Here is a 20,149-nt window from a genome sequence, read left to right on the forward strand (position 1 = left end):
CCGCGGCGATGGGCGCCGAAGCCCGCGCGATCCCCCCTTTGCGCCCGCGCCGTCCCGGCTACAGTTCGCGGGCATGACATGGTCCATCCTGGCGCGCGACCCGCGCAGCGGCGAGCTCGGCATCGCCATCGCCACGCGCTTCTTCGCCGTGGGCGCGCTCTGCCCCCGCGTGGAGGGCGGCGTGGGCGCGCTGTCCTCGCAGGCGCTGCTGAACCCCATGCTCGGCCTCCGCGGCATGGAGCGGCTGCGGGCCTGCGAGGCGCCGCAGGCCATCCTCGACGTGCTGATCGCGGCGGATGCCGGCCGCGACTCGCGGCAGTTCCACGTCCTCGGCGCGGACGGGGCGATGGCCCAGCACACGGGCGCCGCCTGCGTGCCCTGGTGCGGCTCCGCACGGGCGGAGAACGTATCGGTGGCCGGCAACATGCTCGCCGGGCCGCGCGTGGTCGAGGACACGCTCGCCGCCTTCCTGGCCGCGGGACACCTGCCGATGGCCCTGCGCCTGCTCCACGCCATGGAGGCCGGGGAGGCCGCCGGCGGCGACGCGCGCGGCAAGCAGTCGGCGGCGCTCATGGTGGCGTCCCTGGATCCCTATCCGGACCTCGACATCCGCGCGGACGACCATCCCGATCCGCTGGCCGAGCTGCGCCGTCTGCACGCGGTGGCACAGGAGCGCTTCACCACCTTCCGTCGCTTCCTTGCCGGGACTGACCATCCGGGCGTCTTCGATCGCGCCGTCATCGATTCGGCGACGAAGGCCCGGGCCGGGCGATGAACGCGCTGGAGGTCGACCGCCTCAGCATCGAGTTCCGCACCGATCGCGGCGTGCTGCAGGCGGTGGACCGCATCTCCTTCGCCGTCGAGCCCGGCCGCACGCTGGCCATCGTGGGCGAGAGCGGCTGCGGGAAATCGGCGACGGCGCTCGCCATCCTCGGCCTGCTGGCCGAGAATGCCGGGCGGCTGGGCGACATCCGCCTCGCCGGCGAGCTGCTGACGCCGGAAGCCCAGCGCCAGGCGCGCGGCCGCGAGCTGGCCATGATCTTCCAGGAGCCCATGACCAGCCTGAACCCGGCCTTCACCGCCGGCGAGCAGGTGGCCGAGGCGTTGCGCCTGCACGAGGGGCTGAGCCCACGCGACGCCATGGCCCGCGCCGTCGCCATGCTGGAGCGCGTTCGCATTCCCGAGGCCGCGCGGCGCGCGAAGCAGTATCCGCACCAGCTTTCCGGCGGCATGCGGCAGCGCGTGATGATCGCCATCGCGCTGGCCTGCCGCCCCCGGCTGCTCATCGCGGACGAGCCGACGACGGCGCTGGACGTGACGGTGCAAGCGCAGATCCTGGCGCTGCTCGACGAGCTGAAGCGCGAAACCGGCACCGCCGTGGTCCTCATCACCCATGATCTCGGGGTGGTGCAGGACCATGCCGACGAGGTGGTGGTGATGTATGCCGGCCGCGTCGCCGAGCGCGCGCCGGCCGCGCGCCTCTTCGCGGAGCCGCAGCACCCCTACACGATCGGCCTGCTCGGCGCGGCGCCGCGGCTGGATTCCAAGCGTCCGCGGCTGGCCTCGATCGAGGGCACGGTGCCCGATCTGCGCGATCCGCCGCCCGGCTGCCGCTTCGCGCCGCGCTGTCCCTTCGCCATCGAGGTCTGCGCGACCACGCCTCCGCTGCGCGAGATCGCGCCCCTGCACTTCGCGGCCTGCCACCGGGCGCCGCTCGCATGAGCCTGGATCGGCCGGCCGGCAAAGTGCCGCTTCTCGAGTTGGAGGGGCTGGTGAAGCACTTCCCCTTCCGCGACAGCCTCGGCCGCAGGCGCGGCGCGGTGCATGCGGTGGACGGCGTCACGCTCGCCGTGCCGCGGGGCAGCGTGCTCGCCATCGTCGGTGAGAGCGGTTGCGGTAAGTCCACCTTGGGCCGCGTCGCGCTGCGCCTCGTGGAGCCGGACGCCGGCAGCCTGCGCTTCGACGGCGAGGACCTGCTGGCGCTGAGGCCGGCCGCGCTACGCGCCAAGCGGCGGGAGATGCAGCTCATCTTCCAGGACCCCTTCGCCAGCCTCGATCCGCGCATGACGGTCGAGGCCGCAATCACCGAGCCGCTGATCCTCCACCGGCTGCACCGCGGCCGGGAGCGCGCGCGCGTGGCCGAGCTGCTGGAGCGCGTCGGCCTGCGCCCCGAGCTGGCGCGCCGCTGGCCGCACGAGTTCTCCGGCGGGCAGCGCCAGCGCATCGCCATCGCCCGCGCCCTGGCCAGCGAGCCGCGCCTCGTCATCGGCGACGAGCCGGTCTCCGCGCTGGACGTCTCCGTCCAGGCGCAGGTGGTGAACCTGCTGGGTGACCTGATCCGTGACCTCGGCCTGACCTTCGTGCTCATCAGCCACGATCTCGGCGTGGTGCGGCAGGTCGCCGACCGGGTGGCCGTCATGTATCTCGGCCGCATCGTCGAGGAGGCGCCGGCCGAGCAGCTCTTCCTGACCCCTCGCCACCCCTATACGCGCGCGCTGCTGGCCGCCGTGCCGGGCCAGGGCGGCGCGCTGAAGCTGCTGGAGGGCGATATCCCGTCCCCCGTCTCGCCGCCCTCCGGCTGCCGCTTCCGCACGCGCTGCCCGCATGCGCAGGCGCTCTGCGCCGAGGTCGTGCCGGAGCTGATGGGCGACGCCGGCCGTGAATCGGCCGGCCAGGCAGCGCACCTGACCGCCTGTCATTTCCAGGATAGCCTTCCCCCCGCGACACCCATCCGCGAGGCCGCCGCCGATGCGCGCCTCGCCCGCCTCCAAAGCTTCTTCTCGACGAACCGGGAGCCCACCGCATGATCAGCCGCCTGCTGCTCGCCGCCTGCGCCACGCTGGGGCTGACCATCGCCGCCGCGCACGCGCAAAACCTCCGCATCGGGCTCCGCGAGGATCCCGACATCCTGGATCCGACGCTGGCCCGCACCTTCGTCGGCCGCATCGTCTTCGCGAGCCTGTGCGACAAGCTCTTCGACATCAACGAGCGGCTGGAGATCGTCCCCCAGCTCGCCACCGGATACACCTGGGAAGACCCGCGCACCCTGCTCGTCACGCTCCGCGAAGGCGTGCGCTTCCATGACGGCGAGGCGATGGACGCCGAGGCCGTGCGCTACAGCCTCGACCGGCACCAGAACATGCAGGGCAGCTTCCGGCGCGGCGAGATCAACACCATCGAGGCGATCGAGGTGGTGGACCCGCTGAAGATCCGCATCCGCCTGCGCGCGCCCTCCGCGCCCTTCCTCTCCCAGCTCACCGACCGCGCCGGCATGATCGTGAGCCCCAAGGCCGCCGAGGCCGGCGGGCGCAACTTCGGCACGCGCCCCGTCTGCGCCGGGCCCTTCCGCTTCGTCGAGCGCGTGGCGCAGGACCGCATCGTGGTCGAGCGCTTCCCGGAATACTGGAACGCGGCCGCGATGCACCTGAACCGCGTCACCTACCAGATCATCACGGACAGCACGGTGCGCCTCGCCAACCTGCAATCCGGCGCGCTGGAGATGGTGCAGACGATCGACCCGGACGACGTTCCGGCCGTGCGGCGGAACAGCCGCCTGCGCGTCTCGGTGAGCGACGAGCTGGGCTATCAGTCGATCACCTTCAACATCGGCAATGGCGCGCGGGCCCAGACGCCCATCGGCCAGAACGCCCGCATCCGCGAGGCCTTCGAGCTCGCGATCGACCGCGCCGCGCTCAACCAGGTCGTGTATGAGGGCATGTACACCCCGACCGCGCAGCCGGTCCCGCCGGCCAATCCCTTCCATGTCGCGGGCTTCCGCCCCGAGCCGCGCAACGTGGAACGCGCGCGCGCGCTATTGCGGGAGGCCGGCGTGACCACGCCGCTGCGCGTCGAGATGACCATCCCGAACAACCCCGATCTCCGCCAGGCCGGCGAGGTGATCCAGGCCATGGTGCGCGAGGCCGGGTTCGACCTGCGCCTCAACACCATGGAATTCGCCAGCAGCCTCCAGGCGGCCACGCGCGGCGACTTCGAGGCCTATCTCCTCGCCTGGTCCGGGCGCGTCGATCCCGACGGCAACAGCTGGACCTTCATCCATTCGCGCGGGCCGCAGAACGACGGGCGCTATTCCAACACCGAGGTGGATCGCCTGCTCGACGCCGCGCGCACCGAACCGGATGCGGGTAAGCGTCGCGAGCTCTACGGCCAGATCTGGCAGATCGCGCTGCGGCAGGACCGCCACCGCATCTACCTCTGGCACCGCAAGAACATCGTCGCGCATACCGAGCGGCTGCAGGGCTATGTGAACGTTCCCGACGGCATCATCCGCCTGCAAGGAATGAGGCTGCAATGATCACGCTGCACCATTCGCCCAATACCCGATCCGTCGGCACCTTGTCGCTCCTGGAGGAACTGGGCGCGCCCTACGACCTGCACGTGATGGACATGAAGGCGGGCGAGAACCGCCAGCCCGCCTATCTGGCCATCAACCCCATGGGCAAGGTGCCCGCCATCCAGGATGGCGAGGCGCTCGTCACCGAACAGGGCGCGGTCTTTCTCCACCTGGCCGACCGCTTTCCCCAGGCGGGGCTGGCGCCCGCGATCGGCGATCCGCTGCGGGGCCCCTTCCTGCGCTGGCTGTTCTTCTACGGCTCCAGCTTCGAGCCGGCCGTGGTCGACAAGGCCCTGAAGCGCGACCCCGCCCCCGCCGCCATGAGCCCCTATGGCGATTACGACACGGTGATCGAGACGCTGCGCGCCCAACTGGCCAAGGGCCCCTGGCTCCTGGGCAAGACCTTCAGCGCGGCCGACATCCTCTGGGGCGTGTCCCTCTCCTGGACGATGATGTTCGGCATCGTCCCCAAGCTGCCGGAATTCACCGCCTATGCCGATCGCGTGAACGCCCGCCCCGGCGTCCAGCGCGCCCGCGCGAAGGATGCTGAGCTGGCCGCCGCGCAGGACGCGGCGCGGAAGGACTGACGCGCGCATGTGGGGATTTCTGCTCCGCCGGCTGGGCCAGGTGATCCCCACGCTGATCATCGTCTCGATCCTCGTCTTCGCCTTGCAGCAGCTCATGCCGGGCGATCCCGCTTTGATCCTCGCCGGCGAGGAGCGCGGCGACCCGGAGGTGCTGGCGCAGATCCGCGCCGAGCTGATGCTCGACCAGCCTTTGGTGAACCAGTACCTGCACTGGATCTGGCGCGCGCTGCAGGGCGATCTCGGCTTCTCCTGGCGCATCCGGCTGCCGGTCGGCGAGCTCATCCTGGAGAAGCTGCCCGTCACCTTCCAGCTCGCCGCCATGAGCTTCGTCATCGGCGTGGCGATCGGCGTGCCCTGCGGCGTGCTGAGCGCCGTCTGGCGCGACCGGCCTGCCGATTGGGTCATCAACGCCATCGCCCTCTTCGGCATCTCCACGCCGAACTTCTGGCTGGGGATCATGATGATCCTGCTCTTCTCGGTGCAGCTCGGCTGGCTGCCGCCCAGCGGCTACGTGCCGCTCTGGGAGGACCCGCTGATGAGCCTCCAGACGACCATCATGCCGGCCTTCGTGCTGGGCACCGGCGTCGCCTCCGTGCTGATGCGCCATACCCGCGCGGCGATGCTCGGCGCGCTCAGCCAGGATTATGTGCGCACGGCCCGGGCCAAGGGGCTGGGCGAGCGCGTGGTCGTGGCCAAGCACGCCCTGCGCAACGCGCTGATTCCGGTGGTGACGCTCGGCACCATCGAGTTCGGGCGGCTGCTGGCCGGCGCCGTGCTGACCGAGCAGATCTTTTCGATCCCCGGCTTCGGCAAGCTGGTCGTGGATGCCGTGTTCAATCGCGACTACCCGGTGGTGCAGGGCGTCGTCATGGCGACGGCGCTCATCTTCGTGACGTTGAGCCTGATCGCGGACCTGCTCTACATGGCCATCAACCCGAGGCTCCGCACAGCATGAGCACGACCGCCGGAGCCATCGCCATCGAGACGGGCGAAAGCCCCGCCCGCCGCGCGATGCGGCGCTTTGTGCAGCACAAGCTGGCGATGTTCGGGCTAGTGGTGGTCGTGATCTTCGTGGCCGCCGCACTGCTGGCGCCGTGGATCGCGCCCTTCGACCCGCTGGAGACGAGTTGGTCGCGCATCCGCAAGGCGCCGTCGACGACCCATCTCTTCGGCACCGACGAGAACGGCCGCGACGTGCTGAGCCGCGTGCTCTTCGGCGCGCGGGCGAGCCTGATGGCGGGCGTCATCGCCGTCGGCGGCGCGGTGCTGATCGGCGTGCCGGTGGGCCTCGTCGCGGGGCTCGGCGGCAAGTGGCTCGACATCTTGATCAGCCGCATCGCCGATGCGATGCTCTCCATCCCTTTCCTGATCCTGGCCATCGCGCTGGCGGCCTTTCTCGGGCCTGCGCTGGAGAATGCGATGATCGCCATCGCCGTCTCCGCCTCGCCCATCTTCGTGCGGCTGGCGCGCGGCATGGCGCTGGAGGCGCGCAGCACGGATTGGGTGGAGGCGGCGCGCGCGCTGGGGAATCCGCCCTGGCGGATCGGGCTGGTGCATGTGCTGCCCAACATCGTCCCGCCGCTGCTCGTGCAGGCGACGCTCGCCATCGCCGAGGCCATCATCGCGGAGGCCTCGCTGAGCTTCCTCGGCCTCGGCCAGCAGCCGCCGCAGCCCTCCTGGGGGAGCATGCTGAACTCGGCGCAGCGCTTCATCGAGGGCGCGCCCTGGCTCGCGATCTTCCCCGGCCTCGCGATCTTCCTGGTGGTGCTGGCCTTCAACCTGGTGGGCGACGGGCTGCGCGACGCGCTCGACCCGCGGAGCCAGCGGCGGTAGGGCCGAGGGAGCGACGGGGCCGGCAAGGCGCCGCGCCGTCGGGCGGGACTCCGGGCCGGGGTGGCTAGGCCAGATGCCGCTGAAAGAAGAGCGCGATCTCGGCAAAGGCCTCCTGCGTCTCCGGCACGCCCGGCAGGAGGTATTGCGCGTGGCTCTGCCCCTCGAAGACCTGGAGCACGGCCTCCACCCCCGCCTGACGGAGCCGGCGATGCGCGCGCACGGTGTCGCTGAGCAGCAGGTCGCGCGTGCCGCTGGTCAGGATCGCGGGCGGGAATCCGGCGAAGTCTCCGTAGATGGGGGAGATCAGCGGGTCGCGCAGGTCGCGCCCGTTCGCGTAGAGCCGCGCCGCGGCGCCGACCCAGCCGTCAGCCGAGACCAGGACATTGTCCACGAACTCATTGGCCCGGAGGGAATCGCCCGCCCCCGCGAGGTCGCACCAGGGCGTGCCGGGCGCGATGGCCGCGGGCAGCGGCAGGCCCTCGGCCCTGGCGCGCAGGATCAGGGCGAGCGTCAGCCCGCCGCCGGCGGAGGCGCCGAAGATTGCCATCCGCCGCGGGTCGTGCCGCGCCGCCAGAGCGCGCCAGACGGCCGTGGAATCGTCGAGCGCGGCGGGAAAGGGGAAATCCGGCGCCATGCGGTAGTCGATGGAAACGACGCGGAAGCGGCCATAGCCCGCCATCATCATGCCCTCGCCGGCGCCGGCCTCGCCCGGATAGAGCACGTAGCCGCCGCCGTGGAGATGGACGAGGAGACGGTCGCGGTTCGCGGCGGGCAGATCCTCGGGCGTGATGACGAAGGCGGGAACCCCCGCGATGCGGGTGGCCTCGACCTGGACCTTCAGGTGCTGCCGCAGCGCCGGCAGATGCGGGGCGACGGTGGCGGCGCTTTGGGCCTGCAACGCGCGCCAGCCGGCGGCGTCGCGCGGGATGCTGTCCCAGCCCGGCGGGAAGGGCGCGCCGATCGCGGCGCGCAGCGCGGGGCTCGCCGTAGCGGGGACGGGCAGCAGCCGCGCGGGAAGCCGCCGCGGCGCGGATACGGAAGCTGCGGGATCGGCCAGGGCCGCGGTCGGGAGCGCCCCCAGGACACTCCCCAGGAACAAGCGCCGCGACGGAGCCACGCCGGATTCCGGAGGTCGGAGCATGGAATCTGCCGCCTTACCAAGCAGGGGCGCGGCTTGCGTCCCTCGCCGCGGACCGTGAGAGCATCCGGCAGGCTGCGCCGGAAATGGTCGGAGTGGCCGGATTTGAACCGACGACCCCTTGTCCCCCAGACAAGTGCGCTACCAGGCTGCGCTACACTCCGATGGGCGCTGCCTTACCATCCGACGCGGCATTGTCAAAGAGGCATGCGGCGGGTCGGGAGGCTGATTCACGTCCCCGGCATGCCTGGACGATCAGGCCCCAGGATCGGCCGGGCATAGAGGTCGCCCCGCGTCGGCGGCAGGCCGGAGGCCCCGCGTGCCTTCCTCGTCGCCACGGTCTGGAAGATCCCGACGCTCCCCCGTTCGAAGGCCAGGGTGCAGCCGGCCAGGTAGATGAGCCAGATGCGCGTCTTGGCGGCGCCGACCTCCGCCTCCGCCGCCGCGCGGCTCGCATGGAGGTTCTCGGTCCAGAGCCGGCAGGTGCGGCCGTAATGCTCGCGCCAGCCCTCGGTGTCGTGGATCTCGAAGCCGTTGCGCTCCATCGCGTCCGTGGTGCCGCCGAGGTGGTCGAGTTCGCCGCCGGGGAAGATGTAGTTCACCAGTGCCGCGAATTCCGGCCGCTTCCGGCGGAACTCGCGCTCCGTCCGCTTCATCGGCCGCGCGATGGCATGGTGCAGGTAGATTCCGCGCGGCCGCAGCAGCGACTTGATATGGGCGAAATAGCCGTCCCGGTTGTCGAGCCCGACATGCTCGAACATGCCGATGGAGGCGACCTTGTCGAACTCCATCCCCGCCAGGCTGCGGAAGTCGCGCAACTCGATCGTCACACGGTCCTCCAGGCCGAGGCGCCTCACCTTCGCCGTCGCGAAATCGAACTGCGCTTGGCTGAGCGTCACGCCATGCGCCTGGACGCCATGGTGCTGCGCGGCATGGCAGACGAGGCCGCCCCAGCCGCAGCCGATGTCGAGGAAGCGCTCGCCCGGGGCCAGCCGCAGCTTGCGGCAGATCATCTCCAGCTTGGCCTTCTGCGCGGTGGCGAGGTCCGCCTGCCAGTCCGGGAAATAGGCGCAGGAATAGACCATCTCCGGGTCGAGGAAGAGCGCATAGAAGGCGTTGGAGAGGTCGTAGTGGAACTGGACCTGCGCCTTGTCGTCGCGGCCCTCTTCCGCCCGCGCCTTCTGGTCGCCGGCATAGGCGTGCGCGCCGGCCGAGGAGCCCGGCCCGAAGAGGAAGGGCAGCACCGCGCGCGCCGCCGCGAGCCTGTTCACGCCGCGCGCCAGCCCGCGCATGCCCTTCTCCCCGCGCCGCGCCGCTAGGTCAAGCAGCGTGCCGCCCTCGATCTCGATCAGCCCTTCCGCGAGAAGGTCGATCAGCGTCGTCAGGCGGGGGCGGCGCAGCAGGCGCGTGACGGCGCGCGGGTCGCGCAGGGCGATGGCGAGGTCCCCGCTCCAGCGCGGGCCGAGGGGGATGGCCTCGCCGTCCCAGAGCCGGATGGCGAGGTCGAGCTGGAGCTTCGCGCCGAGCTCGGCGATGAGGGATCGGAGCCTGGCCAGGCGGGGATCGGGCGACATGGCGCAAGAGTGTCATAAGGTGAACCCTCGCCCTACTCCCCGGAAGCCGTTACCGCACGCGGGCATCGATCCCGGCGAGCACAGGCCCGGCCGCGCGTCCGGGGTGCGCCGCGGAGTAATTTCGGCGTAATCGCGCCATGGTTCCGCCATGCGGAAGTCCTCCTATGGTGACCACGAAGGAAGCCTTGCGGAAGAAGCAAGTCCCAACCCTGCTGCTCTTTGGACGTTGATCCTGCGGCACCCCTGAGTCAGGCACCCCCGACCTGACGTGAAGGCGGCCGCAGCTGGAGGAACATGTCATGCGCAGGTTACGCGTTCTGGCGATACTGGGCCTGATGACCTCGCTGGTCGGCTGCGCGCCCGCCTATGGCCCTGCCTATGGTGGTCCCGTCTATGGCGGCGCGGCCTATGTCGGCCCCGGCTATGGATACGGCTCGGGCTACGGCTACGGCCGCCCGCGCTACTACGCTCCTGCGGCCCGGTATTATGCGCCGCCCGCCCGCCACGGCTGGGGCGGCGGGGGCGGCGGGGGCGGCGGGGGCGGATATCGCGGGGGCTGGGGCGGCGGCGGTCATCACCGTGGCGGCGGCTGGAATGCCCACAATCATGGCGGCCGGCATCATGGCAGCCACGGCCATCATGGCGGCCACGGCCGGGGTGGCGGGCATCACCGTGGCCGCGGCTGACGCGACAAATTGCCATGCTTCCGCCACCAAGGCGGTGCTACATTCTGAGGAATGAAGGAGGACAATCCGATGCGGATGTTCCGGAACATGATGATGGCCAGCCTCGCCGCCCTCGGCGCGGGCGCTGGCGCCGCGCAGGCCCAGTGGATCGACAAGCCGCCGGCCTACTACGCTCCGCCGCCGCCGGCCTATTATGCGCCACCGCCGCCACGCATCTATGTGCCCCCGGTGCCGGTCTACGTGCCGCCCCCGGTGATCGTGGGCCCGCCGCGCTACTACGCGCCGCGCCCCTATTGGGGCTACGGCCGGCCCTACTACCGGCCCTACGGCTACCGCCGCTGGTAGCCCCGCCGGGCCCGCGCCTGGCCGTCTGATCCGGCGCCCCGGCGATATCGCCGGGGCGCAAACTGTCTTATGGATCGCGGATGTGCACCGTGATCCTGCTGCGCCGTCCCGGTGTGGCCTGGCCCCTGCTGCTGGCCGCCAATCGCGACGAGAGGCTCGATCGTCCCTGGGATCCGCCCGCCGAGTTCTGGCCCGGCATCCTGGGCGGCCGCGACGCCACTGCCGGCGGAACCTGGATGGCGCTCAACCGCTCCGGGGTCGTCGCCGCCGTGCTGAACCGGCCGGGCAGCCTCGGCCCCGCGCCTGGCAAGCGGTCCCGCGGGGAACTGCCTCTCCTGGCGCTCGAATCGGCGACGGCGGCGGAAGCGGCGCAGGCGTTTTCGCGCCTCGATGCCGGCCTTTACCGCACCTTCAACCTCGTGATCGCCGATGCCGGGACGGCCTGGTTCGTCGCCGGCCTCGGCAGCGGCGCGCCGGGAGCGGAGCCCTTGCCCGAGGGCGTTTCCATGATCACCGCCCATCCGCCCAACGACCTCGCAAGTCCGCGCACCGCCCGCCACCTGCCGCGATTCCGCGCGGCCCTGCCGGCATCGGGCCAATCGGGGCCGCCGGACTGGGGCGCCTGGCCCGCGCTGCTCGCCGATTCCGCCGGCGCCGCCGGAGAGGCGCTGAACGTTCCGCCGCTTGGCGGGTTCGGCACGATCTGCTCCTCGCTGCTCGCGCTGGGCCGCGACGGAGGACGGGAATGGCGCTTCGCAGCCGGGCCGCCGGACCGCGTGCCCTTCGCGGCGCTGACGCTGCCCTGATGCGCGTGGCACGCATGGACAAGCCTGCTATATGCCCGAATACCGACGTGAAGGACCATGACCATGGCTCGCCGCCGCCAGATCTTCGAGGGCAAGGCCAAAATTCTGTTCGAAGGCCCCGAGCCGGGCACCATCGTTCAATACTTCAAGGATGACGCGACCGCCTTCAACGCGCAGAAGAAGGGCGTCATCACCGGCAAGGGCGTGCTCAACAACCGCATCAGCGAGTATCTGATGACGCGGCTGGGCGAGATCGGCATCCCGACCCATTTCATCCGGCGCCTCAACATGCGCGAGCAGCTCGTGCGCGAGGTGGAGATCATCCCGCTCGAGGTCGTGGTGCGCAACGTGGCCGCCGGTTCCATGGCGACGCGGCTCGGCATCGCCGAGGGCACGCGCCTGCCGCGCTCGATCATCGAGTACTACTACAAGAACGACGCCCTGCAGGACCCGATGGTCAGCGAGGAGCACATCACCGCCTTCGGCTGGGCCGCGACGCACGACCTCGACGACATGGTGCAGCTGGCCCTGCGGGTGAACGACTTCCTCACCGGCCTGCTGCTGGGCGTCGGCATCACGCTGGTGGACTTCAAGCTGGAGTTCGGCCGGCTCTACGAGAATGACGAGATGCGCATCGTCCTCGCCGACGAGATCAGCCCCGACAATTGCCGCCTCTGGGACAGCAAGACCGGCGAGAAGATGGACAAGGACCGCTTCCGCCGCGACCTCGGCAAGGTCGAGGAGGGCTACCAGGAGGTGGCCCGGCGCCTCGGCATCCTCCCTGAAGCGGGCATCCGGGACGTCAAGGGCCCGGAGCAGATGCAGTAGTTTTCGTGCCCTCAAACGCCGGGCGCCCGCTCCGCGGGCTTGGCTTCGCCGCGCAGCGGGAGCACCTGGCGTCGAGGGGGATTTGGCGGCGCCGGCCGCCGTGCGGCCGGATTTCCTTAAGCGAGGCGAGCGTTCCGACATGAAACTCCGTGTCACTGTCTTCCCCAAGGCCTGCGTGCTGGATCCGCAGGGCAAGGCCATCGAGCGCGCGCTCGGCGGCCTCGGCTTCTCCGGCGTGGGCGAGGTCCGCACCGGCAAGGTCATGATCGTCGAGACCGCCGAGACCGACGCCGCCCGCGCGAAGGCCGCCGGCGAGGAGATGGCGCGCAAGCTGCTCGCCAACACCGTCATCGAGAGCTTCACCGTGGAGATCGTGTGACCGCCCGAGAGACCTCGCTGCGCTGGTTCATCATCGGCACGGCCGTCTTCACGGCCTGGCGGATGCTGACGACGACCGCCTGGCTGCTCTTCGGCCCGGGGCTGGATCCCGCATTCCCGCTCACCCAGGTCTTCTTTCATTACTCGAAGGCCTTCCTGGGCGGGCTCTTCTGGCCGATCAGCCTGCTCATCCAGGGCTTCACGAACCCCTTCGGCTGGCTCTTTCCGCCATGGTGAAGGCCTCCGTCTTCCTCATGCTGGTGCTGACGGTCCTGGTCTTCATGGGCCTGCGCTGGCGCGAGCGGCGGACGACCACGGCCCTGCCCGGCCCCCGCCTCGGCTGGATCGCCCGGCAGCGCGCGCAGGCGGACCGCTGGGTCACCGCCGCCGCCATCGCCGCCGTCGGAACGACCGTACTCCTCGGCGGGCTGCACTGGCTGCGGGTCTGGCAAGGGTGATGGGCCATGACCGTGCTGTGGGGCCTGATCGTGCTGATCCTCCTGCCCGCCGGCATCTTCTCGGCCGTCTACGGGGCGATGGCGCTCGTCGCCCTGCCGCTGGCCGTCGCGCTGGCCCTCCTCCTGCCGCGCCGTTGGATGCGCGGAATGCCGGCGCCGGTCCTCTTTTTCGGCTCGATGCTGCTCGCGCCCGTGCTGATGATGGCCGGCCTCGCCCTCACGGCCCTGGTGGAAAAACCGCTCGCCTGGGACCATTTCGAATGGCGCCGCATCGCGCATGAACGCCTGCCCGGCGCCACCTGGCGCCATCTCTTCCCTGTCCGCCCCAGCAGCCGTGAGGACGTGAATCCATGAAGGCCTCCATCGTCGTCTTCCCCGGCACCAATCGCGAGCGCGACATCGCCATCGCCCTTCAGCGCGCAACCGGCCGCAGGCCGGACATGCTCTGGCACCGCGACACCGAGCTGCCCGCCGGCACCGATCTCGTGGTGCTGCCCGGCGGCTTCTCCTATGGCGACTACCTGCGCTGCGGCGCCATGGCCGCGCAGTCGCCCATCATGGCGGCCATCCGTGCCCATGCGGAGCGCGGCGGCCATGTGCTCGGCGTGTGCAACGGCTTCCAGATGCTGACAGAGGCCGGGCTTCTGCCCGGCGCGCTGCTGCGCAACGCCTCGCTACGCTTCCTGGCGATGAGCTGCCGGATGAAGGTGGAGCGCGCGGATACGGCCTTCACGCATCACTTCCAGCGCGGCCAGGTCTTCAGCGCCACCATGGCCCATGGCGACGGCAACTACTTCTGCGACGCCGAGACCCTGGCGCGGCTGGAGGGCGAGAACCTCGTCGCCCTGCGGTACGAGGGCGAGAACCCGAATGGCAGCCTCAACGCCATTGCCGGCATCCTCTCGCCCAACCTGCGCGTGCTGGGGCTGATGCCGCATCCGGAGAACTGCGTGGACCCGCTGGTCGGCGGCACGGACGGGCTGCCGATGTTCACCTCGCTGGCGGAGAGCTTCGCCGCGGCGTGATCCCGCTCACGGCGCCGGGCGAAGCATCCCCGCGCCGGTTCAGGCGGCCAGCAGTTCGTCGGCGGGGCCGAAGAATTCGTAGTGGATCCGCGCCGGCGGCACGCCGAGCCGGACGAGCCCGTCGGTGAAGGTGCGCAGGAATGGGCGCGGGCCGCACAGGTAGTAGTCCGCCCCGGCGGTCGGCGTGTGAGCGCGCAGCCAGTCCAGGGTGATCCGGCCCTCGACGTCGTAGTCCTGGCCCGGCCGGTCCTGGGCGCGCGGGCACTCGTAGAAGGTCGCCGCGGTGATCCTTCCGCCGGAGGCGGCCACCAGGGCCCGGACCTCGCCGCCCAGCGCATGGGTGGCGCCGGACTGCGTGCCATGGACGAACTGCACCGGCACCAGCGACCGCCGCTCCGCCATGGCCGCCAGCATGCTCACCAGCGGGGTCTGGCCGACGCCGCCGCTCAGCAGCACGACCGGGCTTTCCGTCTCCGGCAGGACGAACTCGCCGGCCGGGGCGCCGACCTTAAGCCGCGCACCCGGCTGGACCGCGTCATGCAGCCAGTTGGAGGCGACGCCCTGCGGCTCGCGCTTCACCGTGATCCGGTACCGGGCGTCGCCCGGGGCGGAGGAGATGCTGTAGTTCCGCTTCAGTGGCGTATGGCCGGGGATCTCCAGCCAGAAGGTCAGGTACTGGCCGGGCTGGTGCCGCATCACTTGGCCCCCGTCCACGGGGGCCAGGATGAAGGAGGTGATGATCTCGCTTTCCTGCCGCTTCTCCAGCACGGTGAAGTCGCGCCAGCCGTTCCAGCCGCCGGGCGCGGCGGCCTGCTCGCCATAGATCTGCACCTCACGGCCGATCAGCAGGTCGGCCAGGAACCAATAGGCCTCGCCCCAGGCCGCCAGGATCTCCGGCGTTGCCGCCTCGCCCAGCACGTCCTGGATGGCGCCGAGCAGGGCCTCCGCGACGTGGGGGTAGTGCTCCGGCAGGATGTTCAGCCCGACATGCTTCTGGGCGATCCGCTCCACGGCGCCGGCGAGTACGCCGAGATTGTCGATGTTCTGTGCATAGGCCAGCACCGCCATGGCCAGGGCCTTGGGCTGCGAGCCGGTCTCGCCATGGTGCGACTGGTTGAAGAGATCCCGGATGGCCGCGTTCCGGAACATCCGCTCGTACATGCGGCGGGTGATGTCGAGACCATGGGCCTGGAGGGCAGGAACCGTCGCCTTCACCAGGGAGATGGTCTGATCGCTGAGCTGTCGGGACATGGCGGCCTTCAAAGATGTATGCACGACACACCTTATGAAACGTTGGTCCATAGGTGTAAAGACGTTACACCTTCGCCAATGCGGCTGACCCTCCACACCGACTACGCCTTGCGCGCGCTGATCTATCTGGGCCTGCGGCGCGGCCGGCGCGTCTCGATCCGGGAGATCGCGGCGGCACACCGCATCTCGGAGAACCATCTGGTGAAGGTGGTGCACAATCTCGGCCGGGGCGGCTTCCTGGAGACGACGCGCGGAAAGGGCGGCGGGCTGCGGCTGGCCCGCGCGCCGGAGGAGATCCGCATCGGCGACGTGGTGCGCTTCACCGAGGAGGACATGGCCCTGGCCGCCTGCTTCCAGGACCCGGCCCAGGGCGGCGGCTGCGCGCTGATCGATGCCTGCCGGCTGCAATCGCTGCTGGGCGAGGCGCTGGGCGCGTTCCTGGCCGTGCTGGACCGCCGGACCCTGGCCGACCTCCTGCTCTCCCCGAACCGGGAGGCGATGGCGGCACGGCTCGGGCTCGCCCCGCCGGAAGCTGCATCCGGCCCGCGGCCGGACGCCACGGGCACGGCCCAGACCGGAGCATGATCCGCGGCTGGCTGAGGGCCCTCCTGCCGGCCCCGATAGCCGCCAGCGCGGCGGAGCGGCTTCGCGGCTGCACCGGCGCGCTGCTCGGCCTCCTTCTCACCGGCCTGATCTGCCCGCGCCTCGCCGGCACGGAAGCCCTTTCGCCGGTGCTGATCGCGCCGCTGGGGGCCTCGGCCGTCCTGCTCTTCGCCGTGCCGGCCAGCCCGCTCGCCCAGCCCTGGTCGATCCTGGGCGGCAACACCGTCTCCGCCCTGGTCGGCGTCGCCTGCGCGCAGTGGATCGCCGACCCGCTGCTGGCGGCACCCCTGGCCGTCTCCCTCGCGATCGGGGCGATGTTCGCCCTGCGCTGCCTCCACCCGCCCGGCGGCGCGATCGCCTTGACCTCCGTGCTCGGCGGTCCCGCGGTGACCTCGGCCGGGTTCCTCTTCGCGCTCTCGCCGGTCGCGCTGAGCTCGGCCACGCTCCTGCTGGCGGCGATCGCCTTCCACCACGCGACGCGCCGCCCCTATCCGCATCTCCGGCCGGCCGCGCGGACGAACCCGCACCACACGGCCGACCCGAGCCCGACGCAGCGCCTCGGCGTCAGCACGGAGGATCTCGACGCCGTCCTCCGGCAATACGACCAGATCCTGGACGTCAGCCGCGACGACCTCGACAGCCTGGTGCAGCAGGCGGAGATGCACGCCTATCGGCGGCGCTTCGGGGAGATCACCTGCGCCGAGATCATGTCGCGCGACGTGGTCGCCGTGCAGTTCGGCACGCCCCTGGCCGAGGCCTGGCGGCTGCTGCGCCGGCACGACATCCGGGCCATGCCCGTCCTCGATCCCGCGCGGCGCGTGATCGGCCTCGTCTCCGACCTGGACTTCGTGAAGAGCCCGGAGCTGGACAGCTATGTGGGATTCGGGACGCGGTTCCGGCGCCTGGTCCGCCGCCTGACGACGATCCATGCCGAAGTGCCGAAGGTGGTGGGCCAGGTCATGCCGCACGGGATCCGCACCGTCTCGGAGGGCACCCATGTCGCGGAGCTCGTGCCGCTGATGGCCGATGGCGGGTTCCGGCACGTCCCGGTCGTGGACCAGGACCGGCGGCTTTCCGGCATCGTCACCCAATCCGATCTCATCGCCGCCCTCTACAGGGGCGGAGTCGACCGAGAGGCGGGCAGGAGGAGCAGCCGGGCGGCGTGAGGCCATGCCACGGTTGTTGAGGCAGCGCTGGGCCGCGGCGACAAGCCACGCCCGCCGCGACAGACGCCGCGGATTTCGACCGGCCGGCCAGTACGATATGATGGCGATGGCGGCGCTCGACGGGATGCGGGCGATGACCCCGCCAGCTTCCGGCGCCCCACGGCCCAGCCCCCGGAAGATGCCGAGGCCAAGGCAAGTCGCGCGTGGACGGCCGGCGTCTCCGGCCGCCGGGTGCCTCCCCGTGCGCTGAAAGCGTGCTGGCCATGACGGGAAGCTCGCTGGACAAGCCCCGCGCGCGGCCCGAAATACCTGCCATGGCCTCCGTCCCTCCCCTCGCCCCCGAACGCGCCCGCCAGCTTGCCGCCGAATTCGGCCTGAAGCCGGACGAATACGAGCGCGCCCTCGGCATCCTCGGCCGCGAGCCGACGCTCGCCGAGCTCGGCATCTTCTCCGTCATGTGGAGCGAGCACTGCTCCTACAAATCCAGCCGCGTCTGGCTGAAGGAGCTGCCGACCAAGGCGCCCTGGGTCCTCGTCGGCCCCGGCGAGAATGCCGGCGTCATCGAGATCGGCGAGGGGCTGGCCGCCGTCTTCAAGATGGAATCCCACAACCACCCGAGCTTCATCGAGCCCTATAACGGCGCGGCGACCGGCGTGGGCGGCATCCTGCGCGACGTCTTCACCATGGGCGCGCGCCCCATCGCCAACCTCAACGCGCTCCGCTTCGGCGACCCCAGCCTGGCCAAGACGCGCCAGGTCATGGACGGCGTGGTGCGCGGCATCGGCGGCTACGGCAATTGCGTGGGCGTGCCCACCGTGGGCGGCGAGGTCAACTTCCACCCGGCCTACAACGGCAACCCGCTGGTGAACGCCATGACGGTTGGCATCCTCAAGGCCGACCGCATCTTCACCGCGGCCGCCACCGGCCTCGGCAATGCGGTGGTCTATGTCGGCTCCAAGACGGGGCGCGACGGCATCCACGGCGCCACCATGTCCTCCACCGAGTTCTCGGCCGATAGCGAGGAGAAGCGCCCCACCGTCCAGATCGGCGATCCCTTCGCCGAAAAGCTGCTCATCGAGGCCTGCCTGGAGCTGATGGCGACCGACGCCATCGTCGCCATCCAGGACATGGGCGCGGCCGGGCTGACCTCCTCGGGTGTCGAGATGGCCGGCAAGGGCGGCATGGGCATCGAGCTGGAGATGGACCACGTCCCCCAGCGCGAGGAGGGCATGTCCGCCTATGAGATGATGCTGAGCGAGAGCCAGGAGCGCATGCTCATGGTGCTCAAGCCCGGCCGCGAGGCCCTGGCCGAGGCCATCTTCCGCAAATGGGAGCTGGACTTCGCCATCATCGGCCGCCTGACCGATACGGGTCGCATCGTCATCAAGCACAAGGGCCTCATCGAGGCCGATATCGAGCTGGCGCCGCTGGAATCCGAGGCCCCGCTCTATCGCCGCCCGACGGCCGAGACGCCGAAGCTGCCCGTCATCAAGGCTGGCGAGGTGGCAAACCCCGTCAGCCTGATGGACGCGCTGAAGACCCTGGTGGCCTGCCCCGACCTCTGCTCGCGCCGCTGGATCTGGGACCAGTACGACGCGCAGGTCGGCGGCCAGACGGCCAAGCGCCCGGGCCAGGCCGATGCCGCCGTGGTCCGCATCGAGGACCATGTCCGCGCGCTCGCCATGACCACCGATTGCACGCCGCGCTACTGCCAGGCCGATCCCGAGGCCGGCGGCATGCAGGCGGTGGCCGAGGCGTGGCGCAACATCACGGCGGTGGGCGCCCTGCCCCGCGCCATCACCGACAACATGAACTTCGGCAATCCCGAGAAGCCCGAGATCATGGGCCAGTTCGCCTCCGCTGTGCGCGGCATGGGCGCAGCCTGCCGGGCGCTCGACTTCCCGGTGATCAGCGGCAACGTCTCGCTCTACAACGAGACCGAGGGCCGAGCGATCCTGCCGACGCCGGCCATCGGCGGCGTCGGCGTGCTGGAGGATGTGGCGCAGGCGGTGGGCCTGGGCCTGCCCGCCGGCACCGATCTGGTGCTGATCGGCGACACGGCGGGCTGGCTCGGCCAGTCGCTCTGGCTGCGCGAGATCGCCGGCCGCGAGGAGGGTGCGCCCCCGCCGGTGGACCTGGCGGCCGAGCGCCGCAACGGCGATTTCGTGCGAGGCGAGATCCTGGCCGGCCGCGTGGCCGCCTGCCACGACTGCGCCGACGGCGGCCTGCTGGTGACGGTGGCCGAGATGTGCATGGCCACGGGCGTTGGCGCCAGGCTGACCGCCTCCGGCGACCATGGCTTCTGGTTCGGCGAGGACCAGTCCCGCTACGTGCTGGCGGTGGCCGACGTCGCGGCGCTTCTCGCAGCCGCGAAGCTGGCTGGCGTGCCGGCTCTTGTTCTCGGGCGCGCGGGCGGGAACACTCTGGAGATTCCGGGCGGCGACGCCATATCTGTGGTTGAACTCACGGCGGCGAACGAAGCGACGCTGCCTGAACTGATGCGGGGAATGTGACCGAATGCCGATGCAGCCGGCCGAAATCGAGGCCCTGATCAAATCCGCCATGCCGGACGCGCAGGTGGCGATCGAGGACCTGGCTGGAGACGGTGACCATTACGCGGCCACGGTCGTCTCCGAGTCCTTCCGCGGCCTGTCGCGCGTGAAGCAGCACCAGCTCGTCTATGCCGCGCTCCAGGGCCGCATGGGCGGGGTGCTGCACGCCCTCGCGCTCCAGACCAGCGCGCCCGAATAGCTCCTACGACAAGGAACCGACAGATGACGACCGTGACCGAGCGCATCGAGGCCGAGATCAACGCCAACCCCGTGGTGCTCTACATGAAGGGCACGCCGGTCTTCCCGCAATGCGGCTTCTCCGCGCGGGTGGTGCAGATCCTCAGCCATGTGGGCGTGCCCTTCAAGGGCGTGAACGTCCTCGAGGACCCCGAGATCCGCGAGGGCATCAAGGCCTATACCAACTGGCCGACCATCCCGCAGCTCTATGTGAACGGCGAGTTCCTGGGCGGCTGCGACATCGTGATGGAGATGTTCCAGTCGGGCGAGTTGCAGACGATGCTGCAGGACAAGGGCATCGCCACGAAGGCTGAGGCTTAGCCCTTAAGCA

Annotated in this window: 24 protein-coding genes and 1 tRNA gene; 21 read left to right on the plus strand and 4 right to left on the minus strand. The window is 70.7% G+C overall.

Going from position 1 to position 20,149, the window contains the following annotated elements; all coding sequences use genetic code 11:
• Positions 1–73 precede the first annotated feature (73 nt).
• From EJV46_RS00085 to EJV46_RS00115, 7 genes are read left to right on the plus strand one after another with little or no spacing between them, the layout of a single operon-like run.
• Complete coding sequence (locus tag EJV46_RS00085; protein WP_131546557.1) at positions 74–775, plus strand: DUF1028 domain-containing protein; 702 nt, start codon at positions 74–76, stop codon at positions 773–775.
• The gene (locus EJV46_RS00090; protein WP_131546558.1) at positions 772–1,722 is read left to right on the plus strand and encodes an ABC transporter ATP-binding protein; all 951 of its coding nucleotides are present in this window, start codon (positions 772–774) and stop codon (positions 1,720–1,722) included. Before EJV46_RS00085 ends, EJV46_RS00090 begins: the two co-directional genes overlap by 4 nt.
• The gene (locus EJV46_RS00095) at positions 1,719–2,807 is read left to right on the plus strand and encodes an ABC transporter ATP-binding protein (RefSeq protein ID WP_131546559.1); all 1,089 of its coding nucleotides are present in this window, start codon (positions 1,719–1,721) and stop codon (positions 2,805–2,807) included. Before EJV46_RS00090 ends, EJV46_RS00095 begins: the two co-directional genes overlap by 4 nt.
• On the plus strand, positions 2,804–4,312 hold the full coding sequence (locus EJV46_RS00100; RefSeq protein ID WP_165585242.1) for an ABC transporter substrate-binding protein: 1,509 nt from the start codon (positions 2,804–2,806) through the stop codon (positions 4,310–4,312). The genes EJV46_RS00095 and EJV46_RS00100 overlap by 4 nt, the downstream gene beginning before the upstream one ends.
• Positions 4,309–4,938 (plus strand): glutathione S-transferase family protein, encoded by a 630-nt coding sequence (locus EJV46_RS00105; protein ID WP_131546560.1) that lies wholly within the window; start codon positions 4,309–4,311, stop codon positions 4,936–4,938. Before EJV46_RS00100 ends, EJV46_RS00105 begins: the two co-directional genes overlap by 4 nt.
• 7 nt (positions 4,939–4,945) lie before the next feature.
• A complete protein-coding gene (locus tag EJV46_RS00110) occupies positions 4,946–5,893 on the plus strand; it encodes an ABC transporter permease (protein ID WP_131546561.1) in 948 nt (315 codons plus the stop codon).
• A complete protein-coding gene (locus EJV46_RS00115; RefSeq protein ID WP_131546562.1) occupies positions 5,890–6,771 on the plus strand; it encodes an ABC transporter permease in 882 nt (293 codons plus the stop codon). The genes EJV46_RS00110 and EJV46_RS00115 overlap by 4 nt, the downstream gene beginning before the upstream one ends.
• A gap of 64 nt (positions 6,772–6,835) precedes the next feature.
• Here EJV46_RS00115 and EJV46_RS00120 read toward each other — a convergent pair whose 3' ends face one another.
• The 3 genes from EJV46_RS00120 to EJV46_RS00130 all read right to left on the minus strand — a co-directional run bounded on the left by EJV46_RS00120 (position 6,836) and on the right by EJV46_RS00130 (position 9,483).
• Entirely contained in the window at positions 6,836–7,912 is a 1,077-nt protein-coding gene (locus tag EJV46_RS00120; RefSeq protein WP_131546563.1) for an alpha/beta hydrolase, read from the minus strand.
• A gap of 84 nt (positions 7,913–7,996) precedes the next feature.
• Positions 7,997–8,073 (minus strand) — tRNA-Pro (locus EJV46_RS00125).
• 66 nt (positions 8,074–8,139) lie between these two features.
• The gene (locus EJV46_RS00130) at positions 8,140–9,483 is read right to left on the minus strand and encodes a cyclopropane-fatty-acyl-phospholipid synthase family protein (protein WP_131546564.1); all 1,344 of its coding nucleotides are present in this window, start codon (positions 9,481–9,483) and stop codon (positions 8,140–8,142) included.
• A gap of 299 nt (positions 9,484–9,782) precedes the next feature.
• Between EJV46_RS00130 and EJV46_RS22595 the strand changes: the two genes are divergently transcribed.
• The 9 genes from EJV46_RS22595 (at position 9,783) to purQ (ending at position 14,009) form a co-directional block, all read left to right on the plus strand.
• Positions 9,783–10,169, plus strand: a complete 387-nt coding sequence (locus tag EJV46_RS22595; protein WP_165585243.1) for a hypothetical protein — start codon at positions 9,783–9,785, stop codon at positions 10,167–10,169.
• 69 nt (positions 10,170–10,238) lie between these two features.
• The gene (locus tag EJV46_RS00135; RefSeq protein WP_206020662.1) at positions 10,239–10,514 is read left to right on the plus strand and encodes a hypothetical protein; all 276 of its coding nucleotides are present in this window, start codon (positions 10,239–10,241) and stop codon (positions 10,512–10,514) included.
• 80 nt (positions 10,515–10,594) lie between these two features.
• Entirely contained in the window at positions 10,595–11,320 is a 726-nt protein-coding gene (locus EJV46_RS00140) for an NRDE family protein (RefSeq protein ID WP_131546565.1), read from the plus strand.
• Between the two features lie 63 nt (positions 11,321–11,383).
• Complete coding sequence (gene purC, locus EJV46_RS00145; RefSeq protein ID WP_131546566.1) at positions 11,384–12,148, plus strand: phosphoribosylaminoimidazolesuccinocarboxamide synthase; 765 nt, start codon at positions 11,384–11,386, stop codon at positions 12,146–12,148.
• Positions 12,149–12,287: 139 nt separating this feature from the next.
• Complete coding sequence (gene purS, locus EJV46_RS00150; protein ID WP_131546567.1) at positions 12,288–12,527, plus strand: phosphoribosylformylglycinamidine synthase subunit PurS; 240 nt, start codon at positions 12,288–12,290, stop codon at positions 12,525–12,527.
• Positions 12,524–12,763: a hypothetical protein gene (locus EJV46_RS00155; RefSeq protein ID WP_131546568.1), complete on the plus strand. Its 240-nt coding sequence runs from the start codon at positions 12,524–12,526 to the stop codon at positions 12,761–12,763. Before purS ends, EJV46_RS00155 begins: the two co-directional genes overlap by 4 nt.
• Positions 12,757–12,984: a hypothetical protein gene (locus EJV46_RS00160; RefSeq protein WP_131546569.1), complete on the plus strand. Its 228-nt coding sequence runs from the start codon at positions 12,757–12,759 to the stop codon at positions 12,982–12,984. Before EJV46_RS00155 ends, EJV46_RS00160 begins: the two co-directional genes overlap by 7 nt.
• 6 nt (positions 12,985–12,990) lie before the next feature.
• Positions 12,991–13,338 (plus strand): hypothetical protein, encoded by a 348-nt coding sequence (locus EJV46_RS00165; RefSeq protein ID WP_131546570.1) that lies wholly within the window; start codon positions 12,991–12,993, stop codon positions 13,336–13,338.
• Entirely contained in the window at positions 13,335–14,009 is a 675-nt protein-coding gene (purQ, locus tag EJV46_RS00170) for a phosphoribosylformylglycinamidine synthase subunit PurQ (protein WP_131546571.1), read from the plus strand. Before EJV46_RS00165 ends, purQ begins: the two co-directional genes overlap by 4 nt.
• A gap of 39 nt (positions 14,010–14,048) precedes the next feature.
• Here purQ and hmpA read toward each other — a convergent pair whose 3' ends face one another.
• On the minus strand, positions 14,049–15,260 hold the full coding sequence (gene hmpA, locus EJV46_RS00175; protein WP_131546572.1) for an NO-inducible flavohemoprotein: 1,212 nt from the start codon (positions 15,258–15,260) through the stop codon (positions 14,049–14,051).
• A 78-nt stretch (positions 15,261–15,338) separates the two neighbouring features.
• Here hmpA and EJV46_RS00180 point away from each other — a divergent pair, with 78 nt between their 5' ends.
• The 5 genes from EJV46_RS00180 to grxD all read left to right on the plus strand — a co-directional run bounded on the left by EJV46_RS00180 (position 15,339) and on the right by grxD (position 20,139).
• The gene (locus EJV46_RS00180) at positions 15,339–15,845 is read left to right on the plus strand and encodes an Rrf2 family transcriptional regulator (protein ID WP_131546573.1); all 507 of its coding nucleotides are present in this window, start codon (positions 15,339–15,341) and stop codon (positions 15,843–15,845) included.
• Positions 15,842–17,029: an HPP family protein gene (locus EJV46_RS00185; RefSeq protein WP_131546574.1), complete on the plus strand. Its 1,188-nt coding sequence runs from the start codon at positions 15,842–15,844 to the stop codon at positions 17,027–17,029. The genes EJV46_RS00180 and EJV46_RS00185 overlap by 4 nt, the downstream gene beginning before the upstream one ends.
• A 314-nt stretch (positions 17,030–17,343) precedes the next feature.
• On the plus strand, positions 17,344–19,542 hold the full coding sequence (gene purL / locus EJV46_RS00190; protein ID WP_131546575.1) for a phosphoribosylformylglycinamidine synthase subunit PurL: 2,199 nt from the start codon (positions 17,344–17,346) through the stop codon (positions 19,540–19,542).
• Between the two features lie 4 nt (positions 19,543–19,546).
• Positions 19,547–19,780, plus strand: coding sequence for a BolA family protein (locus EJV46_RS00195; protein ID WP_131546576.1), 234 nt, complete (start codon positions 19,547–19,549; stop codon positions 19,778–19,780).
• Between the two features lie 23 nt (positions 19,781–19,803).
• The gene (grxD, locus tag EJV46_RS00200) at positions 19,804–20,139 is read left to right on the plus strand and encodes a Grx4 family monothiol glutaredoxin (protein ID WP_131546577.1); all 336 of its coding nucleotides are present in this window, start codon (positions 19,804–19,806) and stop codon (positions 20,137–20,139) included.
• Positions 20,140–20,149 lie beyond the last annotated feature (10 nt).

The organism is Roseococcus sp. SYP-B2431, assembly GCF_004336745.1.
Classification (GTDB): Bacteria; Pseudomonadota; Alphaproteobacteria; order Acetobacterales; family Acetobacteraceae; genus Roseococcus.